Raw genomic sequence first — 18,213 nt, 5'->3', positions numbered from 1 at the left:
TCATCTCCTTCGGCCGCCGGCGCGGGTCGACCGGAATTCAGCGTGGTTGCTCGGTCGTCGCGGCGGTGCGGACCGGTTCGGCAAGGTTCTTCAGCACCGCTGGCAGCGGTCGAGCGTGGATGACGCCGAGGCGCTGCGTTGCGCGCGTCATGGCTACGTACAGGTCGCTGAGTCCGCGTGCCGATTCGTCGAGAATCTGCTGCGGCTCGACGATGAACACAGTATCGAATTCCAAGCCCTTTGCAGCGCGAACACTGAGAACACTCACCGTTTCGCTGGACAGGTCCGCGAGTTCGGCAGCAATCTCCGGCGGAGCGATCACAGCTGTCTGGCCCGGAACAGTAACCGCCGCAACGTGTCCGCGGACGCGCTCGGTGAGGTCGCCGGCATCGACGTGATCCGCCCAAGGTTGCGTGCCGGATTCGCGGACCGATCGCGGTAGGGTCGCATCGGGATCGATTGCCTGCAGCACCTCTCGCGTCGAGTCCATGATTTCGGCCGGCGTGCGGTAGTTGACGGTGAGCTCGCTGAGCTTCCATCGCTGCGCCACGTACGGCTCGAGGATTCGGTTCCATGACGTCGTGCCCGCGGGATCACCTGTTTGCGACACATCGCCGACGACTGTGATCCACCGGTTGGGAATCCGTCTCATCACCATCCGCCAGGCCATTTCCGACAGTTCCTGGGCCTCGTCGACGATGACGTGGCCGTAGGTCCAGGTTCGGTCGCCGGCCGCGCGTTCGACAGTCGTCAGGCGCGTGCCCGCGTTCTGCCGTTCGGCGAGCTGGCTCGCGTCGATCAGGTCGTACGCCATCAGGATCTCGGGATCGAGCTCGTCTTCCAAGTCCTGCGGTGCGGAACCGGTCAGAATGTCGAGGGCGCCCTGGGCATCCTCGATCTGCGCGCGCCAGCGCCTGCGAGCCCGCTCGCGTTCTTCGGCGTCGTCGACACCCAGGAGTTCGGCGAGCTCGTCGAGCAGCGGAGCATCAGCGGCGGTGAAGCCGGGCCCGTGCGAGTCGAGCAGACTCTTCCTGTCGTCGTCGGACAGGTCCGGGGTTGCCGCCGCGAGCCGGTCGGGCGAGGAGAACAGGCGGACAAGAACCTCGAGTGGCGACAGTTCGGGCCACAACCGGTCGAGTGCGGATTGCACTGCCGCATCGTTGCGCAGCTCGCTGCGAATGTCGGCGAGATCGTCGCGGCTGAGCAGGTTCGCGCCGCCGACCACGTTCTGGCCCACCGCGTCTGCGACCTGCTGGGTGAGGATGTCGATCACGCTCGAGACGAAGATCGGCCGTGCCAGGTTGTGCGGTCGCCGGGATGACCGGGCCCGGCCACGGGCCCGTGTGACGGTCCGGCGGTCGAGGGTGATCGTGTGGGAGTCGAAGCGGATTTCGATCGGCTCCGCGGGCACCTCCTGGCGATCGCGCACCGCGTTCTTGAGGACCTCGATCATCGTCAGCGAGCCCTTGAGCTCGCCGGCGCGCTGCGAATCCTCCCGCGTCGCTTTCACGCCGGGGTAGAGGTCACCGATCGTCGACAGCAGGACTCCGGTCTCACCGAGCGACGGCAGAACCTGACCGATGTAGTCGAGGAACGTCGGGTTCGGCCCGATCAGCAACACGCCGCTCTTCGCGAGTTGCTGACGATAGGTGTAGAGCAGGAACGCCGCACGGTGCAGCGCGACTGCGGTCTTGCCGGTACCCGGGCCGCCCTGCACGACGAGAACGCTCTTGTGGTCGGACCGGATGATCGCGTCCTGCTCGCTCTGAATCGTTTCGACGATGTCGTTCATGTGCCCGGTCCGGGCAGCATTCAGCGCAGCGAGCAACGCGCTTTCGGTGCCGACGCTGCCGCCTGATTCGAGCCGGCCCGCGGCCTCCGCAGCCTCGAGGTCGAGGTACTCGTCGTTGACGGCCGTGACCTTGCGACTGCGGGACCGGATGTGGCGCCTGCGCGTGACACCGTCCGGCGCCGCAGTCGTCGCGAGATAGAACGGTCGCGCGAGCGGTGCCCGCCAATCCAGCAACAGCGTCTCGAAGTCGTTGGCCTCGTCGAGAATTCCGATTCGGCCGACGTAGCGCTCTTCGTCACCGATGTCGATTCGGCCGAAGCACAACCCGTTCTCCGCAGCGTCGTACTTCGCGAGATCCTCGTTGTACAGCTGACTGAACGACTCACGCTCGCTGCGTGCCTGCGGTGTGCCGCCCGACTCCAGCAGCACCCTGCTGAGCCGTTTGGACGCGTACTCGCGCATGCCGTCGAGCTGTTCGTACAGCATCGAGACGTACGTCTGCTCGCGGTCCAGCGCGGACTGACCGTTTTCACGCAACAGGGACTCCTAGGGTTTGGAAAACAGCCCTGAGAAGTCTAGTGCCAGATTTGCCGCCGCGCTTTCCGCACTACTTGCGGGCGGTCCGTTCGCGTGCCGCCGCCGCCAGATGGGCGGTGCGATCGCGTGCAACTTCCGCGTACTCCGGTCCGCGTTCGCGGGCGACTTCGGCGATGGCTGCGCCGCGTTCGCGGGCTGCTTCTGCGAGTTCGGGTCCGCGTTCGCGGGCTGCTTCGGCGATGGCTGCGCCGCGTTCGCGGGCTGCTTCTGCGAGTTCGGGTCCGCGTTCGCGGGCGACCTCGGCGAAGGCCGCGCCGCGTTTCTGAGCGGCCTCGGCCAACTCGCGGCCACGCTCTGCGGCGACGTGCAGGCCGTGTTCGACTCGGTCGCGCGCGGCACTGTCGGCCAGGACCCCGGCCGATGCCGCTCCGACGGGTAGCGCGGAAGCGACGGCGTGGGACGCCCGTTCTGCTGCTCGCCGACCACGCCAGCCGAGAGACGGCTTACCTTCGGTGTCGACGGCCGCGATGATCAGTCCGCCCAGCAAGCTCAGGCTTGTCAGAAACTCTTTGCGCTCACGGTCTTTGATCGCGGGATCGCTCTCGGTCCAGAACGGGTGCTGGCCGAGGTTTCCGGGCACCAATGTGCCGGCGAGAACGAGCGATGCCAGGCGCGGTGCCTTACCCGCCGCCAGGAGAGCGCCGCCGCCGATCTGCAGAGCGGCGTTGACGCGGACCACTTTCTCGGCGTCGGTCGGGACATTTCGCGCATAGCGATCCGGCAACACGTCGTGGCTCTTTTCGAGCAGCGGTCGCGTCGCGTCGGCGGAGGTTTTCGTGTTCCTCAGGGCCTCGATTCCCTGGGCGATGAAGATCGTCGACAGGAGCGGTCGGGCAATTCTGCGAATCAACATGTCGGTGGTGTTCCCGAACAGAGCGCGACCGAAACGTGTCGCGCGAGTGTCCTGTGTCGCACACCTTTTCCGGATTGTCGCCGAACGCCGACGCTCGACTGCTCGCCCGATGTAATTTCTGGTTACCGAGCGCTCGGAGAGGGGATCAGATGACGCAGCCGTGGTTCGTTGTCGGTGTCGACAACGGTGGGACCAAGAACAACGCAACCGTTCTCGACCCCGACGGCAACTTTCTGGTCGACAAGATGATCGAGACGCCGAGTGTGGTTCTCGATGGGCCGACCGCAGCAGTCGAAGCGCTCGCCGAGAGTTTCTACGGAGTGCTCGAGCTGACGGGCGTGGACTTTTCGGCGATCCGCGCAGTCGGCCTGGATACTCCCGGACCGGCTAGCGCTGTCGGGGTCATCTCATCCAAGGGTGCGACGAACTTCTCGGCGCCCGAATGGTTCGGATTCGACATTCGGAGTGCGCTGGAGAAAAGACTGCGATTGCCGGTCGTCTACAACAACGACGCGAACGCGGCCGCGCTGTATGCCCACTATGTGCACTTCGGCAACGACTCTGCAAACTATTCGTCGGTCTCCGCGATCATCGGAACGGGTCTGGGCGGCGGGCTGGTCGAGGCAGGCCGAGTGGTCTCCGGACGGTCGGGAATGGCGGGAGAACTCGGCCACGTGTACATCCCGATGGACGGACTGCTCGACGACGGACAGCCGACCCCGCGGTGCAATTGTGGTTTCGCAGCGGACGCCGAAAGCGTCGCGTCGCTGACTGGAATCCAGAACAACCTATTGCCGTACTGGCTGACCCAGTATCCAGATCATCCGCTGCACGGTGTGACGCCACCGAAAGAAGCCGCGAAGAAGGTCCGCGGTCTCGCTGAGGACGGCGATCCGATGGCACGGAAAATCTTCGAGCAGCAGGCGATGGCGATCGGCCGATTGTTCACGATCGCATCCAACTTCACCGATCCGACGGCGTATTTCATCGGCGGCGGTGTCGTCGAGACTGCCCCCGAGTTCCGTGAGTGGTTCCTCGGGACCGTCCGTGAGCACACGCTACTGCGCGCGGAACAGGCCGAGGTCTCTGTGATCGCGACCGTTCCCGACCTCGACATGGCAGGTGCGCGTGGTGCGGCACTGGCGGCTCTGACGACGGTTGCCCTGCCGTGATGTCGCGCTGACCCGAACTTCCGAACGAGAGGCCGAACCATGCGTTTCACGTATGCCGAGGCAATGACCGACGCCGCGTATTACATTCCCCTCGCCCAGGCTGCGGAAGCCGCCGGGTACACGAGCATGTGTGTCGCCGACAGCGTGGCGTATCCCGAGGTATCGGACTCGACGTACCCCTACACGCCGGACGGCAGCAGAGAGTTTCTACAGGACAAAGAGTTCATCGAGACCTTCGTCCTGTCAGCTGCTCTCGCCGCGTCGACGACGACGTTGCGCTTTACCCCGTTCGTGTTGAAGCTGCCGATTCGCCCACCGGTGCTGGTCGCCAAACAGACGAGTTCGCTTGCGTACCTGAGCAACAACCGCTTCTCGCTCGGCGTCGGTATCAGTCCCTGGCCCGAGGATTTCGAGATCATGGGTGTCCCGTTCGAGCGCCGTGGGAAGCGCATGGACGAGTGCATCGAGATCGTCCGTGGCCTGTGTGCGGGCGGATTCTTCGAATTTCACGGCGAGTTCTACGACATTCCGAGCATTGCGCTGACACCCACGCCGACCCAGCCGGTTCCTATCCTCATCGGCGGGCACAGTGATCCTGCGCTGCGCAGGACTGTTCGACTGGGTGACGGTTGGATGCACGCGGGTGGTGCCGGTCCCGAGCTGGACGCACTTCTCGCGCGAATCAAGGAATTGCAAGCGGAGCGGGATGCGCCGCGGCCGTTGGAGATTCACGTGATCTCGGTCGACGCGTACACCGTCGACGGGATCAAACGACTGGAGGACAAAGGCGTCACCGACGTGATCGTCGGCTTCCGCGTGCCGTACATCGAAGGACCGGACACCGAACCGCTCGCGAAAAAGATCGCACACCTCGAACGCTACGCAGACAGCGTCATTTCGAAGTTTCGCTAGCTGGGCGCGGGGCTAGGACGATCGCCGCGACCCCGGCGGTGATTGCCCAGATCGTGAACGGATACAGCGCCAAACGCTCGGCGATTCCGAAGGGCGCGGTGTGCAGCAGTGAGCTGAAGATTCCGACCGTTCCGGCCGTAGCGCACACGACGGTCCACGCGCCGAAACAACGCCACCGTCGAATGAGCGGCCAGGCAACCACACCCATCGCAACGTTGCGGGCGAGGAAGGTAGGCGCGGCGACGATCCAATGCAGAGCCGGATCGACGTTGACCGGTACCAAGCCGACGAGGGCGCAACTGATGCCGCCGACGACCAGTAGGAACACCGCTGTAGTGCGGTGCACACCGGCTGGGACGAGCTCGCGAAGACCGATCGCGCCCACCGCGACGAGGACGCCGGTGGTGATGAAGGTCAGGTTCATGACGAGGTGCAGCGGCGAACAGATTGCACCCGAGCCGGTACGGCCGCCGATGTCGCAGGTCGTGTCGCCGAGGTTGCTGATCGAGTTGGACGTGACGTCGTACTGGATCGGCCACGCCATCGCGACAACGACCTCCGCGAGGAAGTAGAGCGGCATCGCCGCCCACGCCGTGCCGCCGATGCGAACAGCTACCGAGCTGGTCTTGCGCGACGACGTCGTGTCGATGTCAACCCCCGCTTTCCCCGCAGGCTGCCGCTGCGATCTCCAGGCTACGGAACCGGATCGCCTCGGTGAGCCACTTATCGCAGAGCCTCGACCACGATCTGCGTCGCATCGGCAACAAGTCCGTTGTCGGCCTTTGCGTCCTCCGCCGGTTTCGTACTGAGGATCGAGATGACGATCGGCTCGCCGGTGTCTGTCCAGACGATTCCGACGTCGTTTGCTCCGCCGTACCGCGGACTTCCTGTCTTGTCCGCGACTGTCCAACTCGCAGGAATACCGGCCCGGATGCGTTCGGCACCAGTCGTGTTCGCGAGTAGCCACGCTTTCAGCTGCTGTTGTTCAGGTTCGGCGAGCGCCTCGCCGACGACCAACGCGCGGTAGTCGGCCGCAAGTGCAGCCGGAGTCGTCGTGTCGCGTTCGTCGCCGGGCGTTGCGGCGTTCAGGTCCGGCTCCCACCGGTCGAGTCGGCTGACGGAGTCGCCTATCGAACGCAGATAGGCGGTGAGCGCTTCGGGTCCGCCGAGCAGTTTCAGGATCTGATTGCCCGCTGTGTTGTCACTGACGGTGATGGCCGCGTCGCACAGTTCGGCAGCCGTCATGCCGGTATCCACCCGCGTTTCGGTGACCGGCGAATACTCGACCAATTCGTCTCGCGTGTAGTGCACGACCTGATCGAAGTAGCCCGTTGACAGCGGGTGTTCGCTCAGCAACGCGCCGCAGGCCAGGCCCTTGAACGTCGACGCCATCGCGAACCGTTCGTCTTGCCGGTGCGCCACAGAATTTTCGGTCGTCGTGTCCAGTGCGAACACTCCCAGTCTCGCGCCGTACTGCGCCTCCAATTGCTGCAGTTCGACGGCCGGGTCGACTTCCGGAGTGGAAGGGTCTGTGCTCTGGTCCGAGTTGCACGCCGCAAGCAACGGAAGGGCAAGCAACGCAGACACCAGGGTTCGTGTTTTCTTGGCCATGCCCACCACCCTGACATGTCGGGGTGCGGCCGTTGGACACTGGTGTAGTGCACTTGCTGCTGATGTCCGATACGCACCTTCCGAAGCGTGCTCGTGAACTGCCGGAACAACTCTGGGCAGCTGTCGACCGAGCGGACGTGGTCGTCCATGCCGGCGACTGGGTCGACGTCGACCTCCTGGACCGACTGGAAACCAAAGCCGCGCGGCTTGTTGCATGCTGGGGCAACAACGACGGACCCGCCTTGCGCGCGCGTCTCCCCGAGATCGCATCGGTGAATTTGGCGGGCGTTCGCCTCACCGTCGTGCACGAGACGGGACCCGCCACCGGACGGGAAAAGCGGATGTCGGCGGCATACCCGGACACCGACGTGCTCGTCTTCGGGCACAGTCACATTCCCTGGGACACGACAACCGAGACCGGTCTGCGATTGCTCAATCCGGGCTCGCCCACCGATCGCCGGCGCCAGCCGCACCACACGTACATGACCGCTGTTGTCGAGGACGGCCTAGTGGGTGAGGTCGAGCTGCACCGGTTGTAGGCGGTCGGTCACCAGCCGCGTTCGCGCCATTCGTCGAGGTGGGGCCGCTCGGTGCCGAGTGTGGTGTCGGCACCGTGACCGGGGTAGACGACGGTCGAGTCCGCGAACCGGTCGAAGATCTTCGTCGTCACGTCCGCATACAGCGACGAGAAATCCGTCGGAGAGGTCGTGCGGCCGAGACCACCCGGGAACAAAGAGTCGCCCGTGAAGAGGTGGACGATGCCGTCGCCATCGGTCAGCGCAAGCGCAACCGAGCCGGGCGTATGTCCGCGCAGATGGATGACTTCGAGCGTGAGATCGCCGACGCGGACGGTGTCGCCGTCGTTCAGCTCGGTGTCGGGTACTACCGGCAGTGGTCCGGCATCCAGCGGATGCGCCGCCGTCGTGACACTGTTGTGGGCCGCGACCTTCTTCAGTGCCTGCCAGTGATCGAAATGCTGGTGGGTTGTGACGATCAACTCGAGGCCTGTCGGCGCAACGGTGTCGACGAGTTGGATCAACCGGTCGGCTTCGTTGGCGGCGTCGATCAGCAGCGTGGTGCCGGTCGAGGAACACTGGACCACGTAGGCGTTGTTGTCCATGGGACCGACCGACATCTTGACGATGGTCGCGCCTGGGACAGTGCGGCGCTGCGGCGCTGAACCAGGGGAGACGTTGCCGGAGTAGGTGCTGTCTATCGCGATGTGCTGGTCCACACCCCGCACGCTACCGTCGAGCGAGAGCGCATCGCACATTCGTCCAAGAAACGTGTCGGTGGTGCGACATAGCATGTGTGGCGGCCGGGTATCCCGGCTCTCGACCACGTACGTAACAGCTGTGAATTGACCGGAGAGGATGCTTGTGGCGGATCGCCTGATAGTGCGAGGAGCACGCGAGCACAACCTGCGGGGGATCGATATCGATCTGCCACGCGATGCCCTGATCGTTTTCACGGGTCTTTCGGGATCGGGCAAGTCGAGTCTCGCCTTCGACACGATCTTCGCCGAGGGCCAGCGGCGGTATGTCGAGTCGTTGTCGGCGTACGCGCGGCAGTTCCTCGGTCAGATGGACAAACCGGACGTGGACTTCATCGAGGGCCTGTCACCTGCGGTGTCGATCGACCAGAAGTCGACGAACCGCAACCCCAGGTCGACCGTCGGCACGATTACCGAGGTGTACGACTACCTGCGCCTGCTCTATGCGCGAGCGGGCACCGCGCACTGTCCCGTGTGTGGTGAGCAGATCGCCAAACAGACTCCGCAGCAGATCGTCGACCAGGTGCTCGCGATGGAAGACGGCATTCGCTTTCAGGTACTCGCGCCGGTCGTCCGGACACGCAAGGGCGAGTTCGTCGACCTCTTCGACCAGCTCAACACCCAGGGCTATTCGCGCGTGCGGGTCGACGGAGTGGTCCATCAGCTCACCGATCCGCCGAAGCTCAAGAAGCAGGAAAAGCACGATATCGAGGTCGTCGTCGATCGATTGACCGTCAAGGCGAGCTCGAAACAGCGACTCACCGATTCGGTGGAGACGGCATTGCGACTTGCCGATGGGATCGTGGTCCTCGAATTCGTCGACCGCGACGAGCACGCGCACGATCGTGAGCGGCGCTTCTCCGAGCGCCTGGCGTGCCCCAACAATCACCAGCTCGATATCGACGACCTCGAGCCGCGCTCCTTCTCGTTCAACTCGCCCTACGGCGCATGTTCGGAGTGCACGGGTCTCGGCATTCGGAAAGAGGTCGACCCCGATCTCGTCGTTCCCGATCCCGAACTGAGCCTCGAGGACGGTGCGATCGCCCCCTGGTCGATGGGGCAGACTTCGGAGTACTTCGGTCGGCTGCTGTCGGGGCTGGCGAACAATCTCGGCTTCTCGATGCAGACGCCGTGGCAGGACCTGCCGGTCAAGGCGCGCAAAGCGGTCCTCGAGGGCAGTACCGAGCAAGTGCACGTCAAGTACAAGAACCGGTACGGACGGGTGCGCTCGTACTACGCCGAGTTCGAGGGCGTGATGCCCTTCCTGCAGCGCAGGATGGAGAATACCGAATCGGAGCAGGCGCGCGAGCGCTACGACGGCTACATGCGCGAGGTTCCGTGCCCGGCCTGCGGCGGCGCGCGTTTGAAGCCGGAGATTCTCGCGGTCACAATCGCGGCCGGCGAGGACAAGAAGTCGATCGCCGCCGTGAGCGAACTGTCGATTTCGGAGTGCTCGGAATTCCTCGGAAACCTCACCCTCGGTCCACGCGAGAAAGCAATCGCCGGTCAGGTCCTCAAGGAGGTCCAGGCGCGGCTCGGCTTCCTGCTCGATGTGGGATTGCAGTATCTGTCGCTATCGCGTGCGGCGGGAACGCTGTCCGGTGGTGAGGCCCAGCGGATTCGTCTCGCAACCCAGATCGGGTCCGGCCTGGTCGGCGTTCTGTACGTCCTCGACGAACCGTCCATCGGGCTGCACCAGCGCGACAATCGCCGACTCATCGAGACGCTGACCCGATTGCGCGATATGGGCAACACCCTGATCGTGGTCGAACACGACGAAGACACGATTCGGGCGTCCGACTGGGTCGTCGATATCGGTCCGTTCGCGGGCGAGCACGGCGGTCGGGTTGTGCACAGCGGTCCGTATCAGGAATTGCTCACCGATCCCGAATCCATCACCGGCGCGTACCTTTCGGGTCGCATGGAGATCCCGATTCCGATGGTCCGACGAGTGGCGAGCCGGAAGCGGCAGGTCAGCGTGGTGGGCGCCAAGGAACACAACCTGCGTGACATCGATGTGAGCTTCCCGCTCGGCGTCCTCACCGCGGTCACCGGTGTCAGTGGCTCGGGCAAGTCGACGCTCGTCAACGACATTCTCGCGACCGTGATGGCGAACAAACTGAACGGTGCCCGCCAGGTTCCCGGTCGGCACACGCGGGTCAACGGCCTCGATCAGCTGGACAAGCTCGTCCAAGTCGATCAGTCACCGATCGGTCGTACGCCGCGGTCCAACGCGGCGACCTACACAGGCGTTTTCGACAAGATCCGGACTCTGTTCGCGGCAACGACAGAGGCGAAGGTTCGCGGCTATCAGCCGGGCCGCTTCTCGTTCAACGTGAAGGGTGGCCGGTGCGAGGCCTGCTCCGGTGACGGCACGTTGAAGATCGAGATGAACTTTCTTCCCGACGTCTACGTTCCGTGCGAGGTGTGCCACGGCGCGCGGTACAACCGCGAGACTCTCGAGGTGCACTACAAGGGTAAGACCATCGCCGAAGTGCTGGACATGCCGATCGAAGAAGCCGCCGAGTTCTTCCAGCCGATCACCTCGATCCACCGATATCTGCAGACGCTCGTCGATGTCGGGCTCGGATACGTACGGCTGGGCCAACCGGCGCCGACCCTCTCCGGCGGTGAGGCGCAACGTGTCAAGCTTGCCGCTGAGCTGCAGAAGCGGTCGACCGGCCGGACGGCGTACATCCTGGACGAGCCCACGACAGGTCTGCACTTCGAAGACATTCGAAAGCTGCTTCTCGTCGTGAACGGACTTGTCGACAAGGGCAACACCGTCATCGTCATCGAGCACAACCTGGACGTCATCAAGACGTCGGACTGGGTGATCGACATGGGGCCCGAAGGCGGGTCCGGCGGTGGCGTGGTCGTTGCGCAGGGCACGCCGGAAGAGGTCGCCGGCGTCGAATCGAGCTACACAGGGCAGTTCCTCAAGGACGTTCTCAACCGTAAGCCGGCCAAACCCGTTGCACGCAAGCGTGCGCCACGGAAGCGGGCAGCGACCGTGAGTTCGAGCGCCTGAGGTGCGGGGGCTAGGGCGACGGGTCCGCGTCGTATTGCTCGTCGGCCTGGCCGCTGTGTGTGTAGTCCTCTTTCCTGCAGTCGGTTCCGCCGACGACACCTCGCCGGGCGCCGTCGTCGGCGTTGCGGAACTCCCGCAAGGCATCTGGGTGCCAGGATCGGCGGACGCGAAACGGCTGACGTATTGGAGTAGCGGGCCGAGCGGTCGGGCGCTGAGCAGTGGCGCGGTGTACCTACCGGGAGGAACACCGCCACCCGGAGGCTGGCCCGTCGTCGCGTGGGCCCACGGAACGGTCGGGTTGGGCGACCAGTGCGCCTACAGCGTGCGCGGTCCGTCGCTGCCCGAGCGTGACTATCCTTATCTCGCAACGTGGTTGGCAAAAGGCTACGCGATTGTCGCCTCGGATTACGTCGGGCTGGGAACCTCGGGGCCGACTCACTATCTGAACGGCGTGGTCGAGGCGCACAGCGTCGTCGACATGGTGAAGGCGAGTACGAGTACCTTTCCCGCGCTGTCGAAGAAGTGGGTTGTCATCGGGCAATCACAGGGCGCCGGTGCGGCGATGGCAGTCGCCCGCAATGCCACGTCCTTCGGCGGTCCCGAGTTGGACTATCGCGGAGCGGTCGCAACCGGAGTCCCCGCGTATATCGAGAACATCGTCGCGACCGTCGGTCCAGGCGTTCCCCCGGTCAGCGTGGGCTCGAGTCTGAACACCTACCTCCTGTTCATCCTTTCCGGCCTGCGCGCGACGTATCCGGAACTGAACATCGATTCGATCCTTACGCCGCACGGAAAGGCGCTCGTCGATCTGGCCGACGACTCGTGTTACGACGCCTTCTCGGCAGCTGTCGGTGGAGTTCCGGTCGGATCGTTGTTCACCCGGCCGCTTGCCTCGATTCCGGGAATCGGCCCAATCCTGGAGAGCTACATGGGAATTCCCGAGTCCGGTTACGACCGGCCGTTCTTTGTCGGCCAAGGTCTCACCGACGTCGATGTACCACCGCCGACGACGCTGGCGTTGGCGGCGCGCATGACCGCCAACAACCAGCCTCTGACATTCCGCGTATATCCCGGCGACCATGATGCCGCGATGTTGGCGTCGCTCACAGACACGGTGCCGTTCGTCGAGCGACTGTTCGCCTAACGATTCGCGACCTCGTCGATGATGCTCGTCAGTTCCGCCGGCTTCGACCACATCGGCCAGTGGCTCGTCGGAAGGTCGATGTAGTCGGCCTCGATCTCGAGCAGTTCTAGTCCGATCGGGTGCCCGGCGTCGCGCATTTGTTTGACGATCGCGCTCGGAAAGCTTGTGCACACGATCGTCGTCGGAATCTTGCGGCGATCCGGATTCTGCAGTGTCAGCGGCGTGCGCGCGACCAGTGCGGGTTCCGGCACTGCGCGTTCACGGAAACGAACGAGAGTGTCGTGATCGAGTCCCTCGAGACTGCTGCCCTCGGCCTCGAATTCGGCCCACGCCGGCAGCGGCCATTCGGTCGCCTCCGGATCGAGGGCGGGGTTGACGGCCTGGCCGTGTGCGAGGGGTCCCGCGTCTATGTAGATGACCCGCGTGAACAAGTTGGGCGCCATATCAGTTGCGAGATAACCCGCTGCCGCTCCGCCGCTGTGCACGACAAGGACCGAATTGTCCGCGGCCGCAACGATTGCCTGCGCCTGTTGCTCGAGAGTCGTCGTTGCTCGGTCGTCGTCGGGGCCGAGGCCGGGCAGCGTGAGGGGAGTGACCTGGTTGCCCCGTTCGGCAAGTGCCTCGCCGATTCCGTCCCATGCCCACGCGCCGAGCCAGAATCCCGGAACCAAGATGATGTGCGTCGTCATGACAACAAGCATTGCAGCCGGATGGTGACAACTGGCTGTCACCATATTTGTCACGATTTGGTGTCGAGTTCTGCCACACTGGAATTCATGCAACGGGCGGCACGACTGCACGCGCTCACCGAGGAGCTTCGCCGCGGCGCCGAGCGAGGGCGTACGGCCGACCAACTCGCCGTCCGCTTGGAAGTTACGACGCGGACTGTCAAACGAGATATCAGTGCCTTGCAGTCCGCGGGCGTTCCCATCGAGTCTCGCGCGGGGCCGGGCGGGGGATACTTCCTCGATAGGGCAGCTTCGTTGCCGGCAGTGAATTTCACCGTGGCACAGGCAATTGCCATCGCATTGGCGCTCGCGATGAATCGCGATGCGCCCTTTGCCGAGGATGGCAGAGCGGCATTGGCGAAGCTGCTCGACGTCATGGATCCCGAGTCGCGACGACGCGCAGAAGAAGTCGGTGCGCGGGTGTGGGTGCGGGGGTCGGCACATTCCTCGTCCGCTATCCGCCGCGCGATCGAAGAGTGCGTCGAACGGCGCCGTCTGGTGTCACTGCGGTACCTCGACGACGACGGCGTTCGCTCGGACCGCCGCGTCGAGCCGCACATGCTTGCCCACACCGGTGGCCGTTGGTACCTGATCGGTTGGTGCCGGACGCGTGATGCCGTTCGCTGGTTCCGGCTCGATCGCGTCGCAGATGCGGCAACCACGAGCGAATCCTTCGAGCCGCGCCCCGCCGACGTCTTCGGAGAGCCGCCCAGGGATGCGTTTGCGGTTCGCTGAATCCAGCCCCGAGCCTGGGTCGCGATACTTACGATCGTTGCAGGGCCGGGGCCGTCCAGGAGAGCAGATCGATGACGAACACTGCGCAGTACGCACGAAAACGGCGGACGCGGAGGGCGAGCGCGCTCGAATTTCTCACGCTTGTCGGTGTGGCCGGAGTCGTGGGTCTGGTGGTCCTCGTCGTCGGTGTCACCGCGCTCGTCGACGCGACGAGTGTGCGGACCGTTGTCTGGTGGGGCTTCGTCGCTGTCCTACTCGCCGGCGCGGTCTTCATCATGGCGTGGCTGGGCGTGCTGGAGTACTACGACGGCAGGCCGTGGCAAGAACTCGCCGCGGAGGGGCGTGCCGGTGAAGCCCACAGCGTGCGCACCCGGGACGGCGTAATCCTCCACGCCGAGGTCGAAGGCCCGGCGGATGCGCAGGTCGTGGTCGTTTTCGTCCACGGAATACAGACGACTGCGGCAGCATGGCGCAACCAGCGTGAGGCCCTCGTGGATTCCGGCATTCGACGCGTCTCCTACGACGCTCGCGGCCACGGCCGGTCGGGCGTCAAGAAGCTGGATCAGAGCATCCGCGGTGTGCGGCAACTCGCTGCCGACCTCGGTGCGGTCATCGACGAGACTGCGCCGACCGGCCGGCTCGTCATCGTCGGGCACAGCATGGGTGGGCTGACGGCGTCGGCGTTGGCGACGGTGCGTCCCGACCTCGCGGACCGGATCGGTGGATACGTGCTGTGTTCCACGTCCGCTGGTCCGCTCGCGAAGACGATGAACTTCGGATTGTGGAAGGTGCTGACGCCGGCGGCGCTCGTGATGCGCCGTGAGGTCGCGGGATTGCTGGTTGTGATGGATGCGTTGCCACGCTTCGTTCCACGGCTCATCGGGATGCTGCCGTATCTCGTCGGACTCCGTTTCATCGCCGTGCACGGCCGAACTGCTCGAAAGACACTCCGCCCGACCGCTGCGATCGTGTACGCGAACGGCTTCCGTCAAGCGGGCGACATGGTGATCGCGATCTTGGATCACGACGAATGCGCGGAGATTGCGAACCTCGCGCAGGCGCACGTCGCAATCATCAAGGGCGACAACGATCGTCTGGTACCGCCCACCGATCAGCAATACCTTGCGGACCACATTCCTGGCGCCGAATTGACGGCCATTCCGAAGTGCGGCCACATGCCCGGCCTCGAGGAGCCCGACGTTGTCAACGCAGAGATTCGCCGCATCGTCGAGCTTGTCGCTGCCGAGGCCGATGCGGGGGAGCCCGCCGAAGTCGAAGACGAGGCCGAGCCGGTAGCGGAGCCGGGGTCGTGGTCCGATCTTGCGAGCAGCGGTGTCGACACCGTCAGCAATGCGCTGGGCGGGATCGTGGAGACGGTCGAGCGCTTTGCGCCCGCCGGCCCGATTCGCGAAGGCGTGCACAGCGTCCACCGCAAGTTCCGCATCGAGCATTCACACGAAGAGAGCAACAGCCCCTAGGACCAGACTGGGCCGGTCTGCTTTTCGCCAGGCCCCTTGCCGGGTTCATCAGGGTGCGACGACGCTTCCCGGAAGGCGAGTTGCAGCGACTTCAGGCCGTCGCGGATGGGTCCGGCGTGCGGACCGAGATACTCGACCGAGGCCGAAACGAGCCCGGCCAGTGCCGTGATGACACGACGAGCCTCGTCGAGGTCGCGGTTGGGGCTGTTCTCCGGATCGGGATCGGAAAGGCCCAGCTTCTCGGCCGCGGAGCTCATCAGCATCACCGCAGCCCGGCTGATAACTTCGACGGCGGGGATCTCTGCAAGTTCGCGTACGGGCTGCTCAGTCACCCCATAGACGATAGGGGCTGCGCCCCGTGGCGGTTAGGGAGTCTATGGACTCGCCAACCGCGCATAGGGTCGAAGTCGTTGATTCGGCTCCGACGTGCGCAAATGCTAGACTCGTTGCCGACGACCTCCTTGGAACCTGTTCCGGGGCAGTAAGTGGAGCCCGACTCCCACCGTTTTGCGGCTTTACGCAACACGGTCCGGTCGCCCAATCCTCGTGATTGGGCTCCCTCGAATGTGAGGGTTTGTCGTGATGCCCGGTGGGTATCTGTGACAAGACGACCGGTCGACATCGGGCCCTACCTCGACAATTGCCGAGTGTGGGGCCTTTTCGTTGAGTTGCGGGATGGGTTCCAGGCTGCGCGCGGTTGTCATGAAGACACCGCTCAACCGAGGAGGCCCCATCACCACTGAGACCCGCATCAACGATCGCATACGAGTTCCCGAAGTCCGTTTGATCGGACCAGGCGGTGAACAAGTTGGGATCGTGCGCGTTGAAGACGCACTTCGTGTCGCCATCGAAGCAGACCTCGACCTGGTCGAGGTAGCTCCCGACGCCCGTCCACCGGTCTGCAAGATCATGGACTACGGCAAGTTCAAGTACGAGACGGCGCAGAAGGCGCGCGAGTCTCGCAAGAACCAGCAACAGACGGTTATCAAGGAGCAGAAGCTCCGCCCCAAGATCGACGACCACGACTACGAGACCAAGAAGCGCAATGTCATTCGCTTCCTCGAGGTCGGCTCGAAGGTCAAGGTGACCATCATGTTCCGCGGACGCGAGCAGTCCCGGCCCGAACTGGGTTTCCGGTTGCTCCAGCGCCTCGCAGCAGATGTCGCCGAATTGGGTTTCGTAGAGACATCGGCCAAGCAGGACGGCCGCAACATGACGATGGTTCTCGCCCCGCACAAGGGCGCGAAGACCCGAGTCAAGGCCCAGCAGGGCGCACCGGCACCGACTGCTGAGCAGCCAGGTGAAGCTGCGAGCAGCTGACCGCCACACAGACCACGCAAGACACAGAAGTAATCAAGTACGCAGAACTGAGGATTCACATGCCAAAGATGAAGAGTCACAGCGGCGCCTCGAAGCGATTCAAGGTGACCGGCCGCGGCAAGTTGCTGCGTGAGCAGGCAAACCGCCGGCACTTGCTCGAGCACAAGTCGAGCAGGCGGACCCGTCGTTTGGAAGGCACCGAGGCGGTCAGCGCAGTCGACGCGCCGCGTATCAAGCGCCTTCTCGGCATCTGACATTTCCCTCTGACCACCGGGGCGAAGTAGTCAGCCTGCCCCATACATCGACAGGATTCAGCAAGTGGCACGCGTAAAAAGGGCAGTAAACGCCCAGAAGAAGCGCCGTTCGATTCTCGAAGCTTCGAGCGGATACCGCGGACAGCGCTCGCGTCTGTACCGCAAGGCGAAGGAGCAGCAGCTCCACTCGCTCGGTTACGCATACCGTGACCGCCGTGCGCGGAAGGGTGATTTCCGCAAGCTGTGGATCACCCGTATCAACGCTGCAGCGCGTTTGAACGACATCACCTACAACCGCTTCGTCCAGGGCCTCAAGGCCGCGGGCGTCGAGGTCGACCGCAAGATCCTCGCTGAGCTTGCTGTCTCCGATGCCGAGGCATTCGCCGGCCTGGTTGCGATCGCCAAGGCGGCTCTGCCCGCCGACGTGAACGCGCCCGCCGGTGAGGCTGCCTGATTTACCCTCTAGAACGACCCGCGGCATCCGTTCGGACGCCGCGGGTCGTTTCGGCTGTCAAGCTCCTTCGCTCTGCGGGGCGAAGGAAAGCCGGCGAGTTTCTCGTCGAAGGCGCTAATGCGGTCGAGGCGGCTCTCGAAGCAGGCGTCGTCCGGGAGCTGTTCTACGTCGCGGACGCCGGTATGCGGGTCGTCGAGCTCGTAGCGCAGGCGGAGGCGTCCGGTGTGCTCGTGACGCTCGTCGACGATCGCGCGGCGAAAGCGCTCGGTGACACCGTCACTCCGCCCGGTCTGGTCGGCGTTGCGACGCTCATCGACGTGCCCTTGGACCGGGCTCTCGTCGGGTCGCCGCGGCTTCTCGCAGTGCCCGTGGAGGTGACCGAACCCGGCAACGCGGGTGCGATCATCCGGGTCGCAGACGCGGTGGGTGCCGATGCGGTCGTACTCGCGGGCGAATCGGTCGATCCGCACAACGGCAAATGTGTGCGAGCCTCGGCGGGGAGTGTCTTTCACCTGCCGATTGCCCGCGAGCGGGCAGTTCCCGCCGTACTCGATGCGCTGGGTGCCGCCGGAATTCAGCTGCTCGCCACGGCCGCCGACGGCGAAATCGGCCTCGATGACGCAGATGACGTGCTGGCCCGGCCCACAGCGTGGCTGTTCGGGAACGAAGCACACGGTCTGCCGTCGGACGTGTTGGCGCGGGCCGATCACCGCATTCGGATCCCCATTCACGGTCGCGCCGAGAGCTTGAATCTTGCGACGGCGGCCGCGATCTGCCTGTACGAGAGTTCGCGCGTCCAGCGCCGCGCCGGAAATCACGTCGAGCCGATCGAATAAGATTTCCCTTTCGACTTCTTTGT

At 64.5% G+C, this 18,213-nt stretch carries 18 protein-coding genes; 11 read left to right on the top strand and 7 right to left on the bottom strand.

Features of this window, described 5'->3' with window-relative positions; genetic code table 11:
* Window positions 1-37: 37 nt before the first annotated feature.
* Entirely contained in the window at window positions 38-2,278 is a 2,241-nt protein-coding gene (locus tag JGU72_RS00195) for a HelD family protein (RefSeq protein WP_199683096.1), read from the bottom strand.
* Between the two features lie 121 nt (window positions 2,279-2,399).
* Window positions 2,400-3,242, bottom strand: coding sequence for a DoxX family protein (locus JGU72_RS00190; protein WP_199681763.1), 843 nt, complete (start codon window positions 3,240-3,242; stop codon window positions 2,400-2,402).
* 149 nt (window positions 3,243-3,391) lie between these two features.
* Here JGU72_RS00190 and JGU72_RS00185 point away from each other — a divergent pair, with 149 nt between their 5' ends.
* Window positions 3,392-4,414, top strand: a complete 1,023-nt coding sequence (locus tag JGU72_RS00185; RefSeq protein ID WP_199681762.1) for an ROK family protein — start codon at window positions 3,392-3,394, stop codon at window positions 4,412-4,414.
* 39 nt (window positions 4,415-4,453) lie between these two features.
* A complete protein-coding gene (locus JGU72_RS00180; RefSeq protein ID WP_199681761.1) occupies window positions 4,454-5,326 on the top strand; it encodes a TIGR03619 family F420-dependent LLM class oxidoreductase in 873 nt (290 codons plus the stop codon).
* Here the strand turns inward: JGU72_RS00180 and JGU72_RS00175 are convergent.
* Window positions 5,307-5,906: a DUF998 domain-containing protein gene (locus JGU72_RS00175; protein WP_199681760.1), complete on the bottom strand. Its 600-nt coding sequence runs from the start codon at window positions 5,904-5,906 to the stop codon at window positions 5,307-5,309. The two genes, JGU72_RS00180 and JGU72_RS00175, sit on opposite strands and share 20 nt — an antisense overlap.
* Before the next feature lie 143 nt (window positions 5,907-6,049).
* Window positions 6,050-6,937, bottom strand: coding sequence for a class A beta-lactamase (bla, locus tag JGU72_RS00170; protein WP_199681759.1), 888 nt, complete (start codon window positions 6,935-6,937; stop codon window positions 6,050-6,052).
* 47 nt (window positions 6,938-6,984) lie between these two features.
* On the opposite strand from bla, the gene JGU72_RS00165 reads away from it, so the two are divergent.
* Window positions 6,985-7,476, top strand: coding sequence for a metallophosphoesterase family protein (locus tag JGU72_RS00165; protein ID WP_199681758.1), 492 nt, complete (start codon window positions 6,985-6,987; stop codon window positions 7,474-7,476).
* Between the two features lie 8 nt (window positions 7,477-7,484).
* Here JGU72_RS00165 and JGU72_RS00160 read toward each other — a convergent pair whose 3' ends face one another.
* On the bottom strand, window positions 7,485-8,210 hold the full coding sequence (locus JGU72_RS00160; protein WP_199681757.1) for an MBL fold metallo-hydrolase: 726 nt from the start codon (window positions 8,208-8,210) through the stop codon (window positions 7,485-7,487).
* A gap of 106 nt (window positions 8,211-8,316) precedes the next feature.
* Between JGU72_RS00160 and uvrA the strand changes: the two genes are divergently transcribed.
* A complete protein-coding gene (gene uvrA / locus JGU72_RS00155; RefSeq protein ID WP_199681756.1) occupies window positions 8,317-11,241 on the top strand; it encodes an excinuclease ABC subunit UvrA in 2,925 nt (974 codons plus the stop codon).
* Window position 11,242: 1 nt separating this feature from the next.
* Window positions 11,243-12,385, top strand: a complete 1,143-nt coding sequence (locus JGU72_RS00150; RefSeq protein WP_199681755.1) for a lipase family protein — start codon at window positions 11,243-11,245, stop codon at window positions 12,383-12,385.
* Here the strand turns inward: JGU72_RS00150 and JGU72_RS00145 are convergent.
* Window positions 12,382-13,074: an alpha/beta fold hydrolase gene (locus tag JGU72_RS00145; RefSeq protein WP_199681754.1), complete on the bottom strand. Its 693-nt coding sequence runs from the start codon at window positions 13,072-13,074 to the stop codon at window positions 12,382-12,384. The genes JGU72_RS00150 and JGU72_RS00145 overlap by 4 nt on opposite strands.
* An 87-nt stretch (window positions 13,075-13,161) precedes the next feature.
* Here JGU72_RS00145 and JGU72_RS00140 point away from each other — a divergent pair, with 87 nt between their 5' ends.
* Window positions 13,162-13,848, top strand: coding sequence for a helix-turn-helix transcriptional regulator (locus JGU72_RS00140; protein WP_199681753.1), 687 nt, complete (start codon window positions 13,162-13,164; stop codon window positions 13,846-13,848).
* Between the two features lie 71 nt (window positions 13,849-13,919).
* Window positions 13,920-15,326, top strand: a complete 1,407-nt coding sequence (locus tag JGU72_RS00135; RefSeq protein WP_199681752.1) for an alpha/beta fold hydrolase — start codon at window positions 13,920-13,922, stop codon at window positions 15,324-15,326.
* On the opposite strand, the gene JGU72_RS00130 is transcribed toward JGU72_RS00135, so the two are convergent.
* Window positions 15,323-15,658, bottom strand: coding sequence for a DUF1844 domain-containing protein (locus JGU72_RS00130; protein WP_199681751.1), 336 nt, complete (start codon window positions 15,656-15,658; stop codon window positions 15,323-15,325). The genes JGU72_RS00135 and JGU72_RS00130 overlap by 4 nt on opposite strands.
* 370 nt (window positions 15,659-16,028) lie before the next feature.
* On the opposite strand from JGU72_RS00130, the gene infC reads away from it, so the two are divergent.
* From infC to JGU72_RS00110, 4 genes are all read left to right on the top strand, one after another.
* Window positions 16,029-16,646, top strand: a complete 618-nt coding sequence (infC, locus tag JGU72_RS00125; protein ID WP_199683095.1) for a translation initiation factor IF-3 — start codon at window positions 16,029-16,031, stop codon at window positions 16,644-16,646.
* 59 nt (window positions 16,647-16,705) lie between these two features.
* On the top strand, window positions 16,706-16,900 hold the full coding sequence (rpmI, locus tag JGU72_RS00120; RefSeq protein WP_199681750.1) for a 50S ribosomal protein L35: 195 nt from the start codon (window positions 16,706-16,708) through the stop codon (window positions 16,898-16,900).
* 64 nt (window positions 16,901-16,964) lie between these two features.
* Window positions 16,965-17,354, top strand: a complete 390-nt coding sequence (rplT, locus tag JGU72_RS00115) for a 50S ribosomal protein L20 (RefSeq protein WP_199681749.1) — start codon at window positions 16,965-16,967, stop codon at window positions 17,352-17,354.
* Window positions 17,354-18,190, top strand: a complete 837-nt coding sequence (locus tag JGU72_RS00110; RefSeq protein WP_199683094.1) for a TrmH family RNA methyltransferase — start codon at window positions 17,354-17,356, stop codon at window positions 18,188-18,190. Before rplT ends, JGU72_RS00110 begins: the two co-directional genes overlap by 1 nt.
* Window positions 18,191-18,213: the final 23 nt, after the last annotated feature.

The sequence above is a fragment of the Antrihabitans auranticaus genome, assembly GCF_016481275.1.
Classification (GTDB): Bacteria; Actinomycetota; Actinomycetes; order Mycobacteriales; family Mycobacteriaceae; genus Antrihabitans.
This window is presented reverse-complemented; position numbering and strand designations above follow the sequence as displayed.